This window comes from Microbacterium sp. AG1240 (assembly GCF_003635115.1).
Taxonomy (GTDB): Bacteria; Actinomycetota; Actinomycetes; order Actinomycetales; family Microbacteriaceae; genus Microbacterium.
In genome coordinates, this window is the sequence record NZ_RBXJ01000001.1 from 47,012 (window position 1) to 62,866 (window position 15,855).

A 15,855-nucleotide genomic window follows, 5' to 3' on the forward strand; every position below is an offset into this window, starting at 1 on the left:
ATGTAAAGAGCTTCGTGCTAGCGTCACTTCCGTCGGGGGGAGAATGGCCCTCGGCAGCCCGAGAGTGTCGAAGAAGATGCCTGGTCAGGCGCCGGAAATCGGCATGCGTATCAATCAACGAGGAGAGATGCGATGAGTACGAAGACCCTGGATGCGGGGGCGCTGCACAGCGTCGCGGAGCTCGAGGAACTGTCTTTCGAGCTGCGCACCAAATTGCTGGAGCTGTGCGGAACTTACGAGGGGGCCGTGCACATCGGCGGAGATCTGTCGGCCGCCGACATCTTCACCGTGCTGTTCCACTACGGGATGCACATCGACCCCACCGACATCAGCAACCCGGAGCGCGACCGCTTCGTGCTGAGCAAGGGCCACGCGGCGGTCTGCATGTACATCACGATGGCGATGCGCGGATTCTTCTCGTACGAGGGGATCGTCGACACCTACGGCCAGCTCGACAGTGCGTACGGAATGCACCCCTGCAAGGTTCAGCTACCCGGCGTCGAGGCGTCGACCGGTTCGCTCGGTCACGGTCTCCCGCTCGCGGTCGGCATGGCCCTCAGCGCCCGGCACCGCGGCGACGACCACCGCGTCTTCACCCTGCTCGGCGACGGCGAGACCGGAGAGGGCTCGGTGTGGGAGGCGGCGATGGCCGGCCGCAGCAACAAGCTCGGCAACCTCGTGGCCTTCATCGATCGCAACAGGCAGCTCATGACGAGCCACGCCGAGGAGCGGGTCATGTTCGAGCCCTACCCCGACAAGTGGCGGGCCTTCGGCTGGAACGTCGTCGAGATCGACGGCCACGACATGGGCCAGCTCGTCGACGCCGTCGACGCCCTCCCGGCCCCCGACAGCGACGTTCCCACGGTGATCATCGCCGAGACCATCAAGGGCAAGGGCGTCGACTTCATGGAGCGCAACCTCGCCTGGCACGCCGGGTCGCTCGGCGCCGCCGACCTCGAGAAGGCTCTCGCAGCCCTGCAGTCCTCACGCACGAAGGAGAACGTCTGATGCCCACCACATTCACCTTCGGCGAGTTCCTCGGAGCCCGTTCGGTCATCGGGTCGACCCTCGCCGAACTGGGAGACGAGCACTCGAACCTCTTCGTGCTCACCCCCGACATCGGTGCCACGCTCGTGGAGTTCCGCGACAAGTTCCCCGACCGCTTCATCGACGTCGGTCTCGCCGAGCAGGCGTGCGTCGGCATCGCCGCCGGTCTCGCGTACGACGGCAACATCCCGGTGGTCTCGGGGATGCTGCCCTTCCTCTCCATGCGTGCACTCGAGCAGGTGCGCAGCGACGTGTGCTACCCCAACCTTCCCGTGAAGATCATCGGCACCCACGGCGGTCTCGTCGGCAACGGCGGATCGACGCACTACGCCGTGGAAGACCTCGCGTTGATGTGCGCGTTGACCAACATGACGGTCACCTCCATCGGCGACCCGCTGATGGTCGGCGAGATCATCCGCCAGTCGATGACCATGACGGGGCCGATCTACATCCGTCTGGCCGTCGGCAAGAAGGACAAGGTGTTGTACGAGCCGGGCGAGCACGACGTGCGCATCGGCAAGGGGATCGTCGCCCGCGAGGGAACCGACGCGACCATCTTCACCCACGGCACGACCGTCGCGCAGGCGCTCGACGCCGCCGACGAGCTCGCCAAGGACGGCCGGTCGATCCGCGTCGTCGACATGTTCACGCTCAAGCCGATCGACGAGGAGCTCATCGTGCGGTGCGCCGACGAGACCGGCGGACGCTTCGTCGTGCTGGAGGACCACCTCGCCTACGGCGGGCTCGCCTCGCGCATCGCCGACGTCGTCGCCGACCGCGGCGTGCGGCTCACGACCTTCGAGCGACTCGGGATCCCTCAGGTGTACGCCGGCTTCGGCGACGACGAGGAGCTGCGCAACAAGCACGGGTACGGCCCCGCTGCCACCGTCGCGGCCCTGCGGCGCGCGGTCTCCGCCCAGGCCTGAACGATCCACCTCGGTTCAACGGAGAAGCGAATGAGAACGGTAGCGGTGACACGGATCGGCAGCCTGCGCGATCCCGACGAGAACACCCGAGGACGCATCGGCGTCGTCGACTTCCCCGAGCAGCCGCTCGGGCCGGAGGACGTCCGCATCCGAGTCGCCTATTCGGCGATCTGCGGATCTGACCCCCACCTCGCCGAGGGCTTCTTCGGCACCGACGTGCCCATCGGACTCGGCCACGAGCTATCGGGGGTCATCGAGGCGCTGGGCGAGCGGGCGACCCGGAACGGTCTGAAGGTCGGCGACCGGGTGGCGGGCAACTTCCTGCGGTTCTGCGGGACATGCCGCCCCTGCCAGGAGGGCCGGCAGCAGTTCTGCGAGAACATCCAGGACTACAACCGCCCCGGCATGGCCGAGACCGTGACCTGGCACGAGTCGCAGGTGTACCGGCTTCCCGACGGGGTCAGCCTCCTGCACGGCAGCATCCTCGAACCGACCTCCGTGGCGGTGCGCATCGCGGACAAAGCGCGCGCACGGGTGGGGGATCGGGTGGCGATCTGCGGCGGCGGACCGATCGGGCAGCTCACCCTCCAGGTGATGAAGATGAACGGCGCGACCTCGCTCACGATGATCGAGCCGATCGCCGAGCGGCGCGAGATGGCGCTGCGCCACGGCGCGGACTTCGCGATCGATCCCGTGAGCGAGGATCAGGGCGCCCTCGCGTCGGAGATCACCGGCGGTCGCGGCTACGACGTCGTGATCGACGCGTCCGGATCGCCGCGCGCCGTGCGGGGCCTGCTCGACATCGCCGGCAAGGGGGCGACCGTCGTCTACGGGGCGATGTATCCCGAGAACTATGAGCTGCCGCTCAATCTCTCCGACTGCCTCTACCTCAAGGAGCTGACGCTGACGGGCGTGTTCGTCTCGCCCTACGCCTTTCCCCGTGCGCTGCAGATCCTGCCCTATCTGAAGCTCGACGAGCTGACCGAGGCGGTCTACGACCTCGAGGACGCGGTCGAGGCGTTCGCGGTGCACGTCAGCGGGCGATTCCCGAAGGTCGTGCTGCGGTGCAACGACATCGATGACGAGAGAGGCATCTCATGACCACCGCCGAACAGGCACCTCGGGTCGCTTCGACCTCGATCGCGCTCGAGGCGCGAGACATCGTCAAACGCTTCGACGGCGTTCATGCCCTGAACGGCGCGCGGTTCTCGGTACGGCCCGGGGAGATCCACGCCCTCCTGGGCGAGAACGGGGCCGGGAAGTCGACCCTCATCAAGGTGCTCACCGGCGTCTACTCGCCCGACGGCGGCACCCTGCTGCGCGACGGCGAGGAGATCGAGCTCGCCAACGTGCGCGTCGCGAACCGCGCCGGCATCGTCGCCCTGTACCAGGAACTGTCGATCATCCCGACGATCAGCGTCGCGGAGAACATCCTGCTCGGAGAGCAGACGCCCTCGCGCGGCGGCATCGTGAGCTGGCGTGCGATGCGACGTCAGGCGCGCGCGCAGCTCGAGCGCATCCACCAGAAGATCCCGCTCGGAAAGCTCGCGGGCGAGCTGTCGCCGGTGCAGCAGACGATGGTCGCGTTCGCGCGGGCGCTCGCCACAGACGCGCGGGTGCTGATCCTCGACGAGCCGACCGCCTCGCTCACCGACACCGAGATCTCGGAGCTGTTCGCGGTGCTGCGCGGGCTCCGGGACGAGGGCGTGGCGATCGTCTACGTCTCGCACCGTCTGGAGGAGGTCTTCGAGCTGTGCGACCGCCTGACGATCATGCGCAACGGCGAGACCATCGTGACGAAGGACGTCGCCGACTCCCACATCGACGAGGTCATCTCCAACATGGTCGGGCGCCCGGGCGGCGACCTCTACCCGGAGCGCACGCCGGTCGGATCCGACGTCGCCCTGCGCGTGGAGAACCTCCACGGGCGCCGGGTCAAAGACGTCTCGTTCGTGGCGCACCGCGGAGAGGTGCTCGGGATCGGCGGACTCGCCGGGGCCGGCCGCAGCGAGCTGCTGCGCATCCTCGCCGGGGCGCAGAAGCGCGCGGGCGGCACGATCACGGTGGGCGACCACGAGCTCGGGCACGCGGCGAGCGTCGGACGCGCGCTGGATGCCGGGATCGCGCTCGTGCCCGAGGAGCGGCGCACCCAGGGTGTGATCCTCGGGAGCACGATCCGCGACAACATCGCGGTGGCGAACATCCCCGGGGTCAGCTCCTTCGGCATGGTGTCGGGGGCGAGGATCTCCGACATCGTCACGCGGGGGATGGCCGACCTCCAGATCAAGGCGCGCAGCTCTCGACAGCCGGTGGGGGAGCTCTCCGGCGGAAACCAGCAGAAGGTCGTCCTGGCCAAGATGCTGGCGCGCAACCCGCACGTGCTCCTGCTCGACGAGCCCACCCGGGGCATCGACGTCGGAACGAAGGCAGAGATCTACCGCCTCATCCGGCAGCTGGTCGCCGGCGGCACCACGGTGATCGCCGTGAGCTCCGAGCTCCCCGAGCTCATCGGGATGTGCGATCGCATCATCATCATGCACGAGGGCCGGATCTTCGGCGACGTGCCCGCCGACGGGGCGGACGAGGAAGTCCTCCTGTCGTACTGCTACGGAAAGGCCCACTCATGACCACGACGCAGAACCCCGGGATCGAGGACGCCTCCCGCACCCGGGCCGTGCCCCGCCGCTCGGTGGGGCAGACCCTCCTCTCCAGCGGCACCGTGCTGGCGCTGGTGGTGCTGGTCGTCTTCTTCTTCGCGATGCGGCCCGACGTCTTCCTCACCTTCACGAACGTCCGCAACATCCTGTACCAGGTGGCGATCCTGGCGATCATCGCCGGGGCGCAGTCGCTCGTGATGGTCGTCGGCGACTTCGACCTGTCGGTCGCGGCGACCTCCGCGCTGGCGGGGGCGGTGGCAGCATCCCTCATGCTCGGCGGGATGCCCGTGGTGCTGGCGATCCTCATCGCCCTCGCCGTGGGGCTCCTGATCGGCATCGCCAACGGTCTGCTCGTGGCGTACCTGAACCTGTCGGCGTTCGTCGCGACCCTGGCGACGCTCACGTCGGTCACCGGCCTCGCCTACCTCGTCACCGAGGGCACCACGCTGTTCAACCTTCCGGCCGAGTTCAACGCGCTCGGGCAGGGGCGGTTCCTCGAGATCCCGCTGCCGGTGTTCTTCGCGATCGCGATCCTGCTCATCCTCTGGTTCGTCCTCAAGTACACGACCCTCGGTCGGCGGTGGTACGCGACCGGCGGCAACGTCGAGGTCTCCCGCCTCTCCGGCGTCAACGTCCGGCGTGCGCGGCTTCTCGCCTTCGCCTTCGCCGGGCTGGTCTCGGCCGTCGGCGGCATCCTGCTCGCGGCGCGCCTCGGCAGCGCCAGCGCCGTGCAGGGCGAGGACAACCTCCTCTTCTCGGTCGCAGCGGTCTTCCTCGGCATGACCGTGATCCGCTCGGGCGCCGCGAACATCGTCGGCACCGTCGTCGGTGTCGCGATCATCGGCGTGATGAGCAACGGCCTCAACATCCTCGGCGTCAACGCCTACGTGCAGCAGGTCGTCACCGGCCTCATCATCATCGCGGCCGTCACGCTGTCGTCGTTCAAGAGCCGAGAGAGATAGACGCAGAAACCTCACCCGAAAGAACCGGGCGCCACCCCTGCCCGGGCACCACACAGCACAAGCGCAACGACACAAAGGAGTATGAAGTGCGTATACGAATCAAGGCCATCGCGGCCGCAGCCGCCGTCGCGGCCCTCGCCCTCACGGGTTGCTCCACCGGCGGTGCCGGTGGCGGAGGAGACGACGACACCTTCAAGGTCATCGCCTTCACGTCGGGCAACCAGACACCCGTCGGCGCCTGGTGGGTCAAGGCCGTGCAGGAGAAGGCGGACGAGCTCGGCTGGGATCTCACCATGATCCAGGGAGACTTCGACTTCCAGAAGATGAACCCCGCCGTCGAGAGCGCCATCGGGCAGGGAGCCGACGCCATCTTCAACGGCTACACCGACTACGCCTCGATCAGCTCGATCATCACCGCGGCGAAGGACGCGAACATCCCGATGTTCGCGATGGACGCCGGCACCGAGGCCACCGACGGCTTCGTGCTGAACATCACCGCCGACCAGCAGGGGATCGTCGATCAGACCGTCGACGAGATCGACACCACCCTGGGCGGCCTGGAGGGCAAGAACATCATGGTCATCGGCCATGACCCCCACCCGGGCATCCGGATGCGTTCCGGCCTCGCCGCCGAGGCGTTCGAGGCAGCCGGCGCGAACATCGCGGGCGGATCCATCCAGAAGGTGACCTCTCCCGCGACCGGTCGTACGGAGGCCCTCGCGCTCGTCACCGACTACCTGCAGGCCAACCCCGGTGGGCTGGACGCGGTCTGGGTCGGATGGGACGACGCCGCCCTCGGCGCCGCGCAGGCCCTGAACGAGGCCGGGTCGGATGCGGTCGTCACCGGTGTCGACGCGACCAGCGAGGCGATCGCCGCCATCGAATCGGGCGGCACGTTCCTCGCCACGGTGGAGCAGCCCTGGCCGAGCATCCTCGACACGGTCGTCGAGGCGATGGTCGCCTACCAGGAGAGCGGAACGATGCCGTCGAGCAACTTCGACGCCGTCGCCACGACGCTCGTCGACAAGGCGAACGCGTCGACGATCACCCCGTCCGACAAGCTCTGACCCTTCTGCGCGGGGGCGGACGCATCCTCGTCCGCCCCCGCGCACTGTTCGGCCTCATCCATGAAAGGACCGCCCGTGGACTCGCCAGATACGACGATCGGCACCGCCGCCTCGGCCGGTCCTTCGACACTGTTCGACCTGAGCGCAGACGTCGTCGTCGTGACGGGTGCCTCCAGCGGTATCGGTCAGGCGGCGGCGGAGATCTACGCCGCCGCCGGGGCCACTGTCGTCGTCCTCGGACGGAGCGAGGAGCGAGTGGCCGACGTCGCCGCGGGGATCGTCTCGGCGGGAGGCAAGGCCCACGGATACGCCGTCGATGTCGCCGCGCGCGGCGCCGTCGATGGCGTGTTCGAGCGCATCACGGCCGAGGTCGGTCGTCCCACGGTGGTCGTCGCGAACGCGGGGATCTCCGGCGGGGCGAGCTACCTCGGCGACGGCCGCATCGCGGACTACACCGACGCCGAGTGGGACGACGTCATCGCGACCAACCTCACCGGCACGTTCGAGACGCTCCGCGCGGCGTCGCGCGTTCTCGAGTCGGGCGGTCGGATCCTCGTCACCGCCTCGACGGCGGGGCTGCGGACCGACCCGATGGTCTCCTACGCCTATGTCACCACCAAGGCGGCCATCCTCAATCTCGTCCGTCAGCTCGCCCTCGAACTGGCACCGCGCGGGATCCGCGTGAACGCGATCGCACCCGGTCCGTTCAAGGGCACGCGCATCGGCGACGGCAAGACCGAGATCACCCCCGAAGCGGAGGCGATGTGGGCGGGAACCATCCCCCTCGCGCGGATGGGCACCATGGCCGAGATCCAGGGGCCCATGCTCTTCCTCATCGCGCCGGCATCGTCGTTCGTCACGGGGGCCGTCCTCGCCGTCGACGGTGGGGCGCTCTCCCTCTCCCATACCGGGTTCTGACCGGAACCCACCCCCTCTGCCCGCCGGATCTCCATTCCGCCGGCAGCCCATCACGAAGGAGCACTCAGAATGAGACTTGAAGGCAAAGTCGCCATCATCACCGGCGGGGCCAGCGGTATCGGCCGAGCGACCGTCGAGAAGTTCGTCCGCGAGGGCGCGAAGGTGCTCGTCGCCGACATCTCGCTCGAGAGGGCCCAGCAGGCCGTGGACGAGATCACGGCCGCAGGCTTCGACGGCGCCACCGCGGCCTGCCAGGTCGACGTCTCGGTGTTCGCCGAGGTCGAGGCGATGGTGGCCAGAGCGGTCGAGGTCTTCGGCACGCTCGACGTCATCTTCAACAACGCCGGCATCGCCGGCGGCAAGCCCCTGCTCGAACACGATCCGGCCGTCGACTACGAGCCGATGATCCGCATCGACCAGGACGGCGTCTACTACGGCATCCTCGCCGCGGGCCGGCAGTTCCGCGATCAGGGCACCCCCGGCGTCATCATCAGCACGTCGTCGATCTACGGCGAGCAGGCCGCCGAGCTGTCGTTCACGTACAGCGCCGCGAAGGCCGCCGTGATCTCCTTCACCCGATCGGCCGCGTACGAGCTCGCGCAGTACGGGATCCGCGCCGTGGCGATCACCCCGGGGCGCGTGGGCACCGCGATCATCAACCAGTTCAGCGACCAGCTCAAGGAGACGTTCGCGAGCGAGCAGCTGCGCAACAAGATGACCCAGCCCTCCGAGATCGCCGACGTGGTGGCCTTCCTCGCGTCCGACGAGGCGAACGTGATCAACGGCACGGTCGTCCACGTCGACGACGGCTACTCCGTCTTCAAGCAGCGGCTCGACCTGCCCACCTTCTAGCGATGAATCCCGATCTCGAGCTCGACCTCGATCTCGCCTGCCACATCAACGTCCTCGTGCCCGACGTCGAGCCGCGCGCGCTCGGTGCCGCGCTCGGCGCACTGGGCGAGCTGGGGTACCGCCGCGCGGTGCTCCCGCCGCTCGATCCGGAGACGACGGATGCTGCGGAGCTGAGAGCGCTCTTCTCCGAGAGCGGCCTCGCGCCCATCACGATCGCGGGACAGGCGCCGGGAGCCGACGTCTCCTCCGACGATCCCGACGAGGCGGCGGCTGGTGTCGCGATGCTGCGCGCGGCCGTCGATCTCACGGTCGCTCTGGGGGGAGATCAGATGAACGGCGTGCCCTACGGGCTGTTCTCCCACCCCACGGCGCCGGTGCCGGAGCGTCGGCGCAACCGCTCGGCCCACGCGGTGGGTCGGGTCGCCGACTACGCCCACGAGCGCGGTGTCTCGATGACCTTCGAGGTGCTCAACCGTTACGAGACGTCGCTGGTGAACACCGCGGCGCAGGCGATGGACTTCGTCGAGCGCAGTGGATCCGATCACCTCCGCATCCACCTCGACACCTTCCACATGGCGGTCGAGGAGGCCGACCTCGGAGCCGCCATCCGGCTCGCACTGCCGAAGCTCGCTTACCTCGAACTGGGGCAGTCCGGTCGCGGCCTTCTCAGCGGCGGCGCGGTCGACCTCCCCGAGGTCGTCGGCCGCGCCATCGACGACGGGTACGCCGGGCGCTGGGGCGTGGAGGCGTTCTCGCGGCGCGGACTCATCGAACCCGTAGCCGACGCACTGGCGATCTGGCGGTCGCCGTTCGATGATGGCAGGGTGCTCGCCGAAGACGCTCTGCGAGTGATCCGCCGCGGCTGGTCGACGAGCGTCGCCGGCCGACGTGCGCAGCGCCTCTCCCGCGGCGCGACCATCTGAGCACACCACCCGATCGACGACGAAGGGAACCACGATGTCCACCATCACGGAGGCCGAGAACCGCCTCATCGACGAGACCGCCACCGAGGGGAAGATCTACCTCGACGGCGCCTGGGTGCCGGGCGGCGGCGGTACCGCAGCATCCGTCGCCCCGGCCACGGGGGAGACGATCGCCACCGTCGGACTCGCCTCGCCCGATGATGTCGCGCGGGCCGCCGAGTCGGCCGCCCGCGCGCAGAAGGAATGGGCCGCGACCCCGCACCCCGTGCGCGCCGCGGTGCTGCGGCGGGCCGGGCAGCTGTGGGAGCAGCACGCCGACGAGATCATGGGGTGGAACATCCGTGAGGTCGGGGCCATCCCGCCGCTCGCGGGCTTCGCACTGCACGTCACCGCCGAGGAGTGCTACGAGGCGTCGTCGCTGCCGTCGGCGCCGCTCGGATCGATCCTCTCGAGCGCCGAGCCGCGCCTGTCGCTCGCCCAGCGCGTGCCGGTGGGCGTCGTCGCGGTGATCTCGCCGTTCAACGTGCCGCTCATCCTCGGCATCCGCGCGGTGGCGCCGGCCCTGGCCCTCGGCAACGCGGTACTGCTCAAGCCCGACCCGCGCACGATCATGACCGGCGGCGTGGCGATGGTGCGCATCTTCGAGGAGGCGGGTCTGCCCGCAGGGCTCCTCCAGCTCGTGCCGGGCGGCGCCGACGTCGGCGAGGCGCTGGTCACCGATCCCCGCGTGCGGGTCATCGCGTTCACGGGCTCCACCCGTGCGGGGCGCATCGTCGGCGAGCTCGCCGGTCGTCACCTCAAGCGCGCTCACCTCGAGCTGGGAGGCAACTCCGCCTTCCTCGTGCGCGCCGACGCCGACGTCGACCAGGCGGTGAACCTCGCGACGTGGGGCGCATTCCTGCACCAGGGCCAGATCTGCATGACCGTCGGACGCCACATCGTGCACGAGTCGCTCTTCGACGAGTACGTGGCCAAGCTCGCGGCGAAGGCCGACTCGATGGTGGTCGGCGATCCGGCCGCCGGGCAGGTGCACCTCGGCCCGCTCATCGACGAGGTGCAGCGCGACCGCGTGCACACGCTGGTGCAGGACGCGGTGGCGCAGGGCGCGACCCTCGCGGCGGGCGGGACGTACGAGGGGCTCTTCTACCGCCCCACGGTGCTCGCGAACACCCCGCGCGATGCGGCCGCGTACTGCGACGAGGTCTTCGGGCCCGTGGCGTCGGTCGTGTCGTTCTCCACAGACGACGAGGCGGTGGCCCTGGCCTCCGAGACCGACTACGGACTCTCGCTCGGCATCGTCAGTCGCGACACCGCGGCGGCCCTCGAGCTCGCGCAGCGCATCCCGACCGGCATCGTGCACATCAACGACCAGACCGTCAACGACGAGGCCAACGCACCGTTCGGCGGGGTCGGGGCATCGGGCACCGGCTCGCGTCACGGCGGGGCCGAGGCGAACATCGACGCGTTCACCGAGACCCGCTGGATCACGATGCGGCGCGAGCCCGGCCAGTACCCGCTCTGACTCCGGAGCGCCGCGCTCGCCGAGAGTGCCCGTTTCCGCCGAACTGCCCTCTTTATTCGGGCTATCTCGGCGGAAACGGGCACCCTCGCCGCGGAACGCGCCGTCGCGTCAGGTCCGGTCGAGCACGAAACGGTCGCGGCCGACCGCCGCGCCCACGGCGACCTGGGCGACGGGTACGGCCAGCAGGACGAGCAGCGACAGCATCCATCGTCCGTCGATCCCGTGAAGGGCGCCGAAGACCGGCGGGAAGACGGCCGCGAACAGATAGCCGACCGACTGCGACATGCCCGACAGGGCCGAGGAGGCGACGGAATCGCGCGCCCGCTCGGCCATGAGGGTGAGCGACATGTTCAGCGAGGCCCCGGCGCCCAGGCCCGCGCAGAGCGCCCAGACGGTGAGGGCGCCCGGGGCCACGAGCAGCCCGAAGACCCCGACGATGCTCGCGACGGGGAGCACCGCGGGAATCCATCGGCGGGCGCGCCCCCGAAGCAGCAGGGGGACGATGAGCGAGCCGACGATGGTCATGATCTGGAAGATCATCGTGTCGAAACCGGCGGTCACCGCCGACCGCCCCTGCGAGACGGCGAAGGGGGCGAGCCAGGTCACCAGCATGTAGAAGTACGCGGACTGCAGCGCCATGTATCCCGCCACGAGCCAGGCGACGGGGTCGCGCCAGATCCCCGTGCCCCGGAGCTTCGTGCCGACACTCGCCCGCGGACCACGGACCGGTGCCGCGTACCCGTCGCGACGGCGAGCCTGCGCCATCGCCCACATCCACAGCGCGATCGCGATCGGCAGCAGCGCCGAGGTGCTCGCCAGCGCCACGCGCCAGCCGTCCGCCCCGCCGCCCGCCGCGATCGAGATGGGCACGACGACCCCCGAGGCGATCGCGCCGAAGCCGCCGAGCAGCGCCGTGTACAGCCCCATCATCAGCGGCACGCGGGTGCCGAAGTCGCGCTTGATCACCGCCGGCATGAGAACGTTCGCCACGGCGAGGGCGGCGCCGATGAAGATCGTGCCGAGCCAGAGGTTCGCACCCGCTCCGGGCCATGATCGCCACGCGGTGCCGACGCCGAGGGCGATGAGCGAGATCAGCACCACTCGCGACATGCCGAACCGCGACGACAGGGCGTGGGCCGCCGGCGAGACGAGGCCCCAGGTCACCAGCGGCACCGAGGCCAGCGCGCCGAGTGCTGCCGTGCTCGTGCCCTGGTCGGCGGCGATCTGGTCGAGGAGCGGCCCCACGCCGGTGATGGTGGTGCGCATGTTCGCCGCGATCACGCAGACCGCGCAGACGAGGAGCGCGATGCCGGGGCCGCGCCGGGTGGGGGGAGGGGTCACGATTGCCGGACTCTCCTCCGGAGCGCAACGGACGCTGCGCGCGACCCTGTCGTCGTCACACGAGCCGCGTCTCGAGCGGCCAGCCCGTGTACGCCTCGGCGAGGTAGGTGCGCCCGGCCTCGGACTCGACCACCGAACGCAGTTCGCCGAGCTGCCGGCGGTGGTCGAACTCGCTCGCGTCGGGGGTGGAGTGCAGCATCGTCGTCATCCACCAGGAGAAGTGCTGCGCCTTCCAGATGCGACGCAGCGCGACCTCCTGGTAGGCGTCGAGCGGGCGTTCGTCGTCGTCCTGCAGGAGGGCGACGAGGGCGGTGTGCAGCAGCACGACGTCGGCGACGGCGAGGTTCATGCCCTTGGCGCCCGTGGGCGGCACCGTGTGGGCGGCATCGCCGACGAGCGCGACGCGGCCGTGACGCAGCTCCGGGGCGACGAAGCTGCGGAAGCGCAGCACGTCGCGCTGGAAGATGTGCCCCTCGTGCAGCTCGGTGCCCGGCACGCGGATGCGCAGCTCCTCCCAGATCTGCTCCTCGGTGAGGGCGTCGGGGTCGGCCTCGGGGTCGCACTGGAAGTACATCCGCTGCACGGTCGCGCTGCGCTGGCTGATGAGGGCGAACCCGTCGGGGGAGTTGCTGTAGATGAGCTCCTCCGAGCTGGGCGGCGCCTCGCAGAGGATGCCGAACCACGCGAAGGGGTACTCGCGGAAGAGGTCGCCGCGCGCGCCGCCGGTGACCGCCGACCGTACGACCGACCGCGATCCGTCGGAGCCGACGACGAAATCCGCCTCGATCTCGAAGGGCCGGCCCGCAGCATCCGTTCCGATCACGCGCGGGCGCGTCGTGCCCGCGTCGTCGACGCGGTCGACGGTCGCCTCGAGTCGGAGGTCCTGTCCGGCCGCGAGGCGCGCGGCGACGAGGTCGCGCAGCACCTCGTGCTGCGGGTAGAGCCAGACGCTGCGTCCGACGAGTGCCGGGAAGTCGATGCGGTGCCCCTCGCCGGCGAAGCGCAGCTCGATGCCGTCGTGGCGGTTGCCGTCGGTCAGCACCCGCGTCGATGCCCCGGTCTCGACGAGGAGGTCGACCGTGCCCTGCTCGAGGATGCCCGCGCGTATCGTGTTCTCAATCTCCTCGCGCGAGCGCCGGTCGAGCACGATCGACTCGATGCCGGAGGCGGCGAGAAGGTGCGACAGCAGCAGGCCGGCGGGGCCGGCCCCCACGATCGCGACTCGGGTGCGCTCGACTCGGGTCATGACGTCTCCTTCGACGAGGGCGGGGCGGGGGTGCACGGATGCTGCCGACCACTCTGCCGCGCGGGCTCGGCTCTCGCCGCCCGCCATTCCCACTCGGTGGGAATCGCCCCTCGTGACCACCGTCGCGCAACGAACGGAGGACATCTCACGAGCGGAGGACGCTGGGGCGCCCTATCGTCCTCCGCCTGTGACTTCTCCTCCGCCCGACGCGGGGCTCAGAAGCGTCCCTCGGGCACCGTGCAGGTCACCTGCTCGGCGGTCGTGCCGGCGATCTGCGACGGGAGGGGCACCGCCGTCGCGTCGACGGCAGGCTCGTCCGACGGCGGCGGGTCTCCCTCCACCGCGGGGGGCTCATCGGGAGCCGGCTCCACGACCTCGACCCCGTACCCCTGCGAGGGGGCGCCGGTGAGCTCGAGAGGCTCGTTCGCGGCGATCGCGGCGAACAACGCGTCGCCGGCCGTGTCGACCGGAAGCACCAGGTTGTTGTCGGGGGTGGCGCCCGGGGCGTACCGCGTGGGGTACTGCACGAACACGATGTCGTTCTGCGGCACGCCTTTCAGGGCCATCGCGAGCTGCACCATCAGGGTGGGGTTCGCGAGATTCTGATCGAGCACCAACTGCCCCTGGTTCACCTGCCGCAGAGCGGTCGTGGCGAGGTCGATCAGGATGGCGGGATTGGTGAACGTCTCGTCGGACTGCATGCGACGCACGAGCGATGACATGAACTGCTGCTGGTTCGAGATGCGGCCGAGGTCAGAGCCGTCGCCGATGCCGTGCCGGATGCGGAGGAACTGAAGGGCCTGCGTGCCCTGGAGCGTGTGGTCGCCCGCCGTGAGCTGCAGTCCCGTGTGGGGGTCGGAGATGTCTCCCGCGACGCAGACGTCGACGCCGCCGATCGCGTCCGACATGGCGATCACACCCGTCCAGCGGATGGCGGCGGCGAACTGCACGTCGCCGCCCGTGAGCTCCTCGACCGTCAAGGCCGTGCACGCGAGCCCGCCGTAGACGTAGGAGGCGTTCATCGGCATCTGACTCATCGCCGGATGACGGCCGCCGTCGCCGTCGGGGCACGAGGGGATGCCCACGAGCATGTCCCGCGGGAAGGACACGACGGTCACGCGACGCGGGTTGTCGCTGATGTTCACCAGGATCGTCACGTCGTTGCGTTCGAGCCCGTCGTCGTCGATGCCGCAACGGGCGAAGGTCGCGAGGTCCTGCCCCTCGCACGAGTCCGTTCCGACGAGCAGCACGTTCGTGCCGCCCTCGATGGCTCCGATGGCCGGCGGCGCGGCGGGATCGCCCTCGAGCACGATCGCCTTGTCGGCGACCGCGGCCACCGATGAGAAGAGCGTGAACGACGAGACCGCCACAAGCGAGACCACCATCACCGATGCCGCCACCCCGAGCAGAGTCAGCAGCTGCATGGCCGCGCGCGGCGACGTCAGCCGGCCGTGCCGAGCGACGGTCGTGCGGCGCGTACCTCTTCGTGCGGTGCCCATGCGATGTCCTCTCTGGCAGCGTCCACCCGTGGCGCGCGTTCGGGGGCTCCAGACTAACCAGCCCGGTAATCTCGCCGGAGGAGGCGAGAGTGGGCGACGGGGTGCTGCAGCGGGCGATGGGGCTGCTGCGCGCCTTCACCGAGGACGACCCGCAGCTCACCGCGAGCGAGCTCGCCGCGCGGTCGGGGCTCGCGCTGTCGACGGTGCACCGCCTGATCGCCATGATGCTGGCCGAGGGGATGCTGGCGCGCACCACGGGTCACCGGTACGCGGTGGGCGCGCAGCTCTGGGAGATCGGCGAGCTGTCGCCCCTCGCGGCGCAGCTGCGCGAGACCGCGCTTCCGCACATGGTGCGGCTGTACGAGGCGACGGGTGAGAACGTGCACCTCGCAGTGCTCGACGACCCCACCCCTGCCGCAGCATCCGCCATCTTCGTCGGACGCATCACCGGGCGCTCGTCGGTGCCGACCATCAGCCGCAGCGGCGGGAGGCACCCGCTGCACGCGACCGGCGTCGGCAAGGCGCTGCTCGCCACGCGCGATGACGTCTGGCTCGACGACTACCTCTCCGCCCCGCTCGAACTCGAGACCCGGCTCTCGATCACCGACCCCGAGCGCCTCCGCGCCGACATCGAGCGCGCGCGGGGCCGGGGCTACGCCACGACCCGCGAGGAGATGACGCTCGGGAACTTCTCGGTGGCCGCGGCCCTGGGCTCGCTTCCGGGGCTGCCCCCGGCAGCCATCGGCATCGTGGCGCACCTGGGCGAGGCGCTCGACGAGCGCAGGCTCGCGCCCCTGGTGATGCAGACCGCGAAAGACCTCACGCGCGCCGTTCGACACCCCGATTCCCACTGAGTGGGAACGGGGATGCGGCGCCCGCCATCCCCGGTGCGACT

The 15,855-nt window shown here is 69.9% G+C and carries 14 protein-coding genes; 11 read left to right on the forward strand and 3 right to left on the reverse strand.

The features are described 5' to 3' along the window. Window positions 1–132 precede the first annotated feature (132 nt). The 10 genes from DEU34_RS00240 to DEU34_RS00285 all read left to right on the forward strand — a co-directional run bounded on the left by DEU34_RS00240 (window position 133) and on the right by DEU34_RS00285 (window position 10,874). Entirely contained in the window at window positions 133–1,008 is an 876-nt protein-coding gene (locus tag DEU34_RS00240) for a transketolase (RefSeq protein ID WP_121147696.1), read from the forward strand. Further along, a complete protein-coding gene (locus tag DEU34_RS00245; protein WP_121147698.1) occupies window positions 1,008–1,973 on the forward strand; it encodes a transketolase family protein in 966 nt (321 codons plus the stop codon). The genes DEU34_RS00240 and DEU34_RS00245 overlap by 1 nt, the downstream gene beginning before the upstream one ends. 30 nt (window positions 1,974–2,003) lie before the next feature. Further along, a complete protein-coding gene (locus DEU34_RS00250; RefSeq protein WP_121147701.1) occupies window positions 2,004–3,074 on the forward strand; it encodes a zinc-binding dehydrogenase in 1,071 nt (356 codons plus the stop codon). After that, on the forward strand, window positions 3,071–4,600 hold the full coding sequence (locus tag DEU34_RS00255; RefSeq protein WP_121147703.1) for a sugar ABC transporter ATP-binding protein: 1,530 nt from the start codon (window positions 3,071–3,073) through the stop codon (window positions 4,598–4,600). Before DEU34_RS00250 ends, DEU34_RS00255 begins: the two co-directional genes overlap by 4 nt. Beyond that, window positions 4,597–5,592, forward strand: a complete 996-nt coding sequence (locus DEU34_RS00260; RefSeq protein ID WP_121147706.1) for an ABC transporter permease — start codon at window positions 4,597–4,599, stop codon at window positions 5,590–5,592. The genes DEU34_RS00255 and DEU34_RS00260 overlap by 4 nt, the downstream gene beginning before the upstream one ends. 86 nt (window positions 5,593–5,678) lie before the next feature. Beyond that, complete coding sequence (locus tag DEU34_RS00265) at window positions 5,679–6,659, forward strand: sugar ABC transporter substrate-binding protein (protein WP_183042287.1); 981 nt, start codon at window positions 5,679–5,681, stop codon at window positions 6,657–6,659. 75 nt (window positions 6,660–6,734) lie between these two features. Continuing rightward, complete coding sequence (locus DEU34_RS00270) at window positions 6,735–7,577, forward strand: SDR family NAD(P)-dependent oxidoreductase (RefSeq protein WP_183042288.1); 843 nt, start codon at window positions 6,735–6,737, stop codon at window positions 7,575–7,577. Between the two features lie 69 nt (window positions 7,578–7,646). Beyond that, complete coding sequence (locus tag DEU34_RS00275; RefSeq protein WP_121147713.1) at window positions 7,647–8,429, forward strand: SDR family NAD(P)-dependent oxidoreductase; 783 nt, start codon at window positions 7,647–7,649, stop codon at window positions 8,427–8,429. A gap of 2 nt (window positions 8,430–8,431) precedes the next feature. Beyond that, on the forward strand, window positions 8,432–9,352 hold the full coding sequence (locus DEU34_RS00280) for a sugar phosphate isomerase/epimerase (protein ID WP_121147716.1): 921 nt from the start codon (window positions 8,432–8,434) through the stop codon (window positions 9,350–9,352). Between the two features lie 34 nt (window positions 9,353–9,386). Then, complete coding sequence (locus DEU34_RS00285; RefSeq protein WP_121149639.1) at window positions 9,387–10,874, forward strand: benzaldehyde dehydrogenase; 1,488 nt, start codon at window positions 9,387–9,389, stop codon at window positions 10,872–10,874. A gap of 108 nt (window positions 10,875–10,982) precedes the next feature. Here DEU34_RS00285 and DEU34_RS00290 read toward each other — a convergent pair whose 3' ends face one another. The 3 genes from DEU34_RS00290 to DEU34_RS00300 form a co-directional block, all read right to left on the reverse strand. Then, window positions 10,983–12,215, reverse strand: a complete 1,233-nt coding sequence (locus DEU34_RS00290) for an MFS transporter (protein ID WP_259459976.1) — start codon at window positions 12,213–12,215, stop codon at window positions 10,983–10,985. A gap of 55 nt (window positions 12,216–12,270) precedes the next feature. Beyond that, window positions 12,271–13,461, reverse strand: a complete 1,191-nt coding sequence (locus DEU34_RS00295; protein WP_121149641.1) for a 4-hydroxybenzoate 3-monooxygenase — start codon at window positions 13,459–13,461, stop codon at window positions 12,271–12,273. Between the two features lie 215 nt (window positions 13,462–13,676). Continuing rightward, on the reverse strand, window positions 13,677–14,960 hold the full coding sequence (locus tag DEU34_RS00300; protein ID WP_121147718.1) for an LCP family protein: 1,284 nt from the start codon (window positions 14,958–14,960) through the stop codon (window positions 13,677–13,679). 89 nt (window positions 14,961–15,049) lie between these two features. Here DEU34_RS00300 and DEU34_RS00305 point away from each other — a divergent pair, with 89 nt between their 5' ends. Further along, on the forward strand, window positions 15,050–15,814 hold the full coding sequence (locus DEU34_RS00305) for an IclR family transcriptional regulator (RefSeq protein ID WP_259459977.1): 765 nt from the start codon (window positions 15,050–15,052) through the stop codon (window positions 15,812–15,814). The last annotated feature ends 41 nt before the right edge of the window (window positions 15,815–15,855 follow it).

Bases quoted from the DNA above. Each gene is read 5' to 3' on its own strand.
- DEU34_RS00280 (WP_121147716.1), top strand. From the start codon at position 8,432: ATGAATCCCGATCTCGAGCTCGACCTCGATCTCGCCTGCCACATCAAC.
- DEU34_RS00255 (WP_121147703.1), top strand. From the start codon at position 3,071: ATGACCACCGCCGAACAGGCACCTCGGGTCGCTTCGACCTCGATCGCG.
- DEU34_RS00260 (WP_121147706.1), top strand. From the start codon at position 4,597: ATGACCACGACGCAGAACCCCGGGATCGAGGACGCCTCCCGCACCCGG.
- DEU34_RS00275 (WP_121147713.1), top strand. From the start codon at position 7,647: ATGAGACTTGAAGGCAAAGTCGCCATCATCACCGGCGGGGCCAGCGGT.
- DEU34_RS00240 (WP_121147696.1), top strand. From the start codon at position 133: ATGAGTACGAAGACCCTGGATGCGGGGGCGCTGCACAGCGTCGCGGAG.
- DEU34_RS00285 (WP_121149639.1), top strand. From the start codon at position 9,387: ATGTCCACCATCACGGAGGCCGAGAACCGCCTCATCGACGAGACCGCC.
- DEU34_RS00295 (WP_121149641.1), bottom strand. From the start codon at position 13,461: ATGACCCGAGTCGAGCGCACCCGAGTCGCGATCGTGGGGGCCGGCCCC.
- DEU34_RS00245 (WP_121147698.1), top strand. From the start codon at position 1,008: ATGCCCACCACATTCACCTTCGGCGAGTTCCTCGGAGCCCGTTCGGTC.
- DEU34_RS00300 (WP_121147718.1), bottom strand. From the start codon at position 14,960: ATGGGCACCGCACGAAGAGGTACGCGCCGCACGACCGTCGCTCGGCAC.
- DEU34_RS00250 (WP_121147701.1), top strand. From the start codon at position 2,004: ATGAGAACGGTAGCGGTGACACGGATCGGCAGCCTGCGCGATCCCGAC.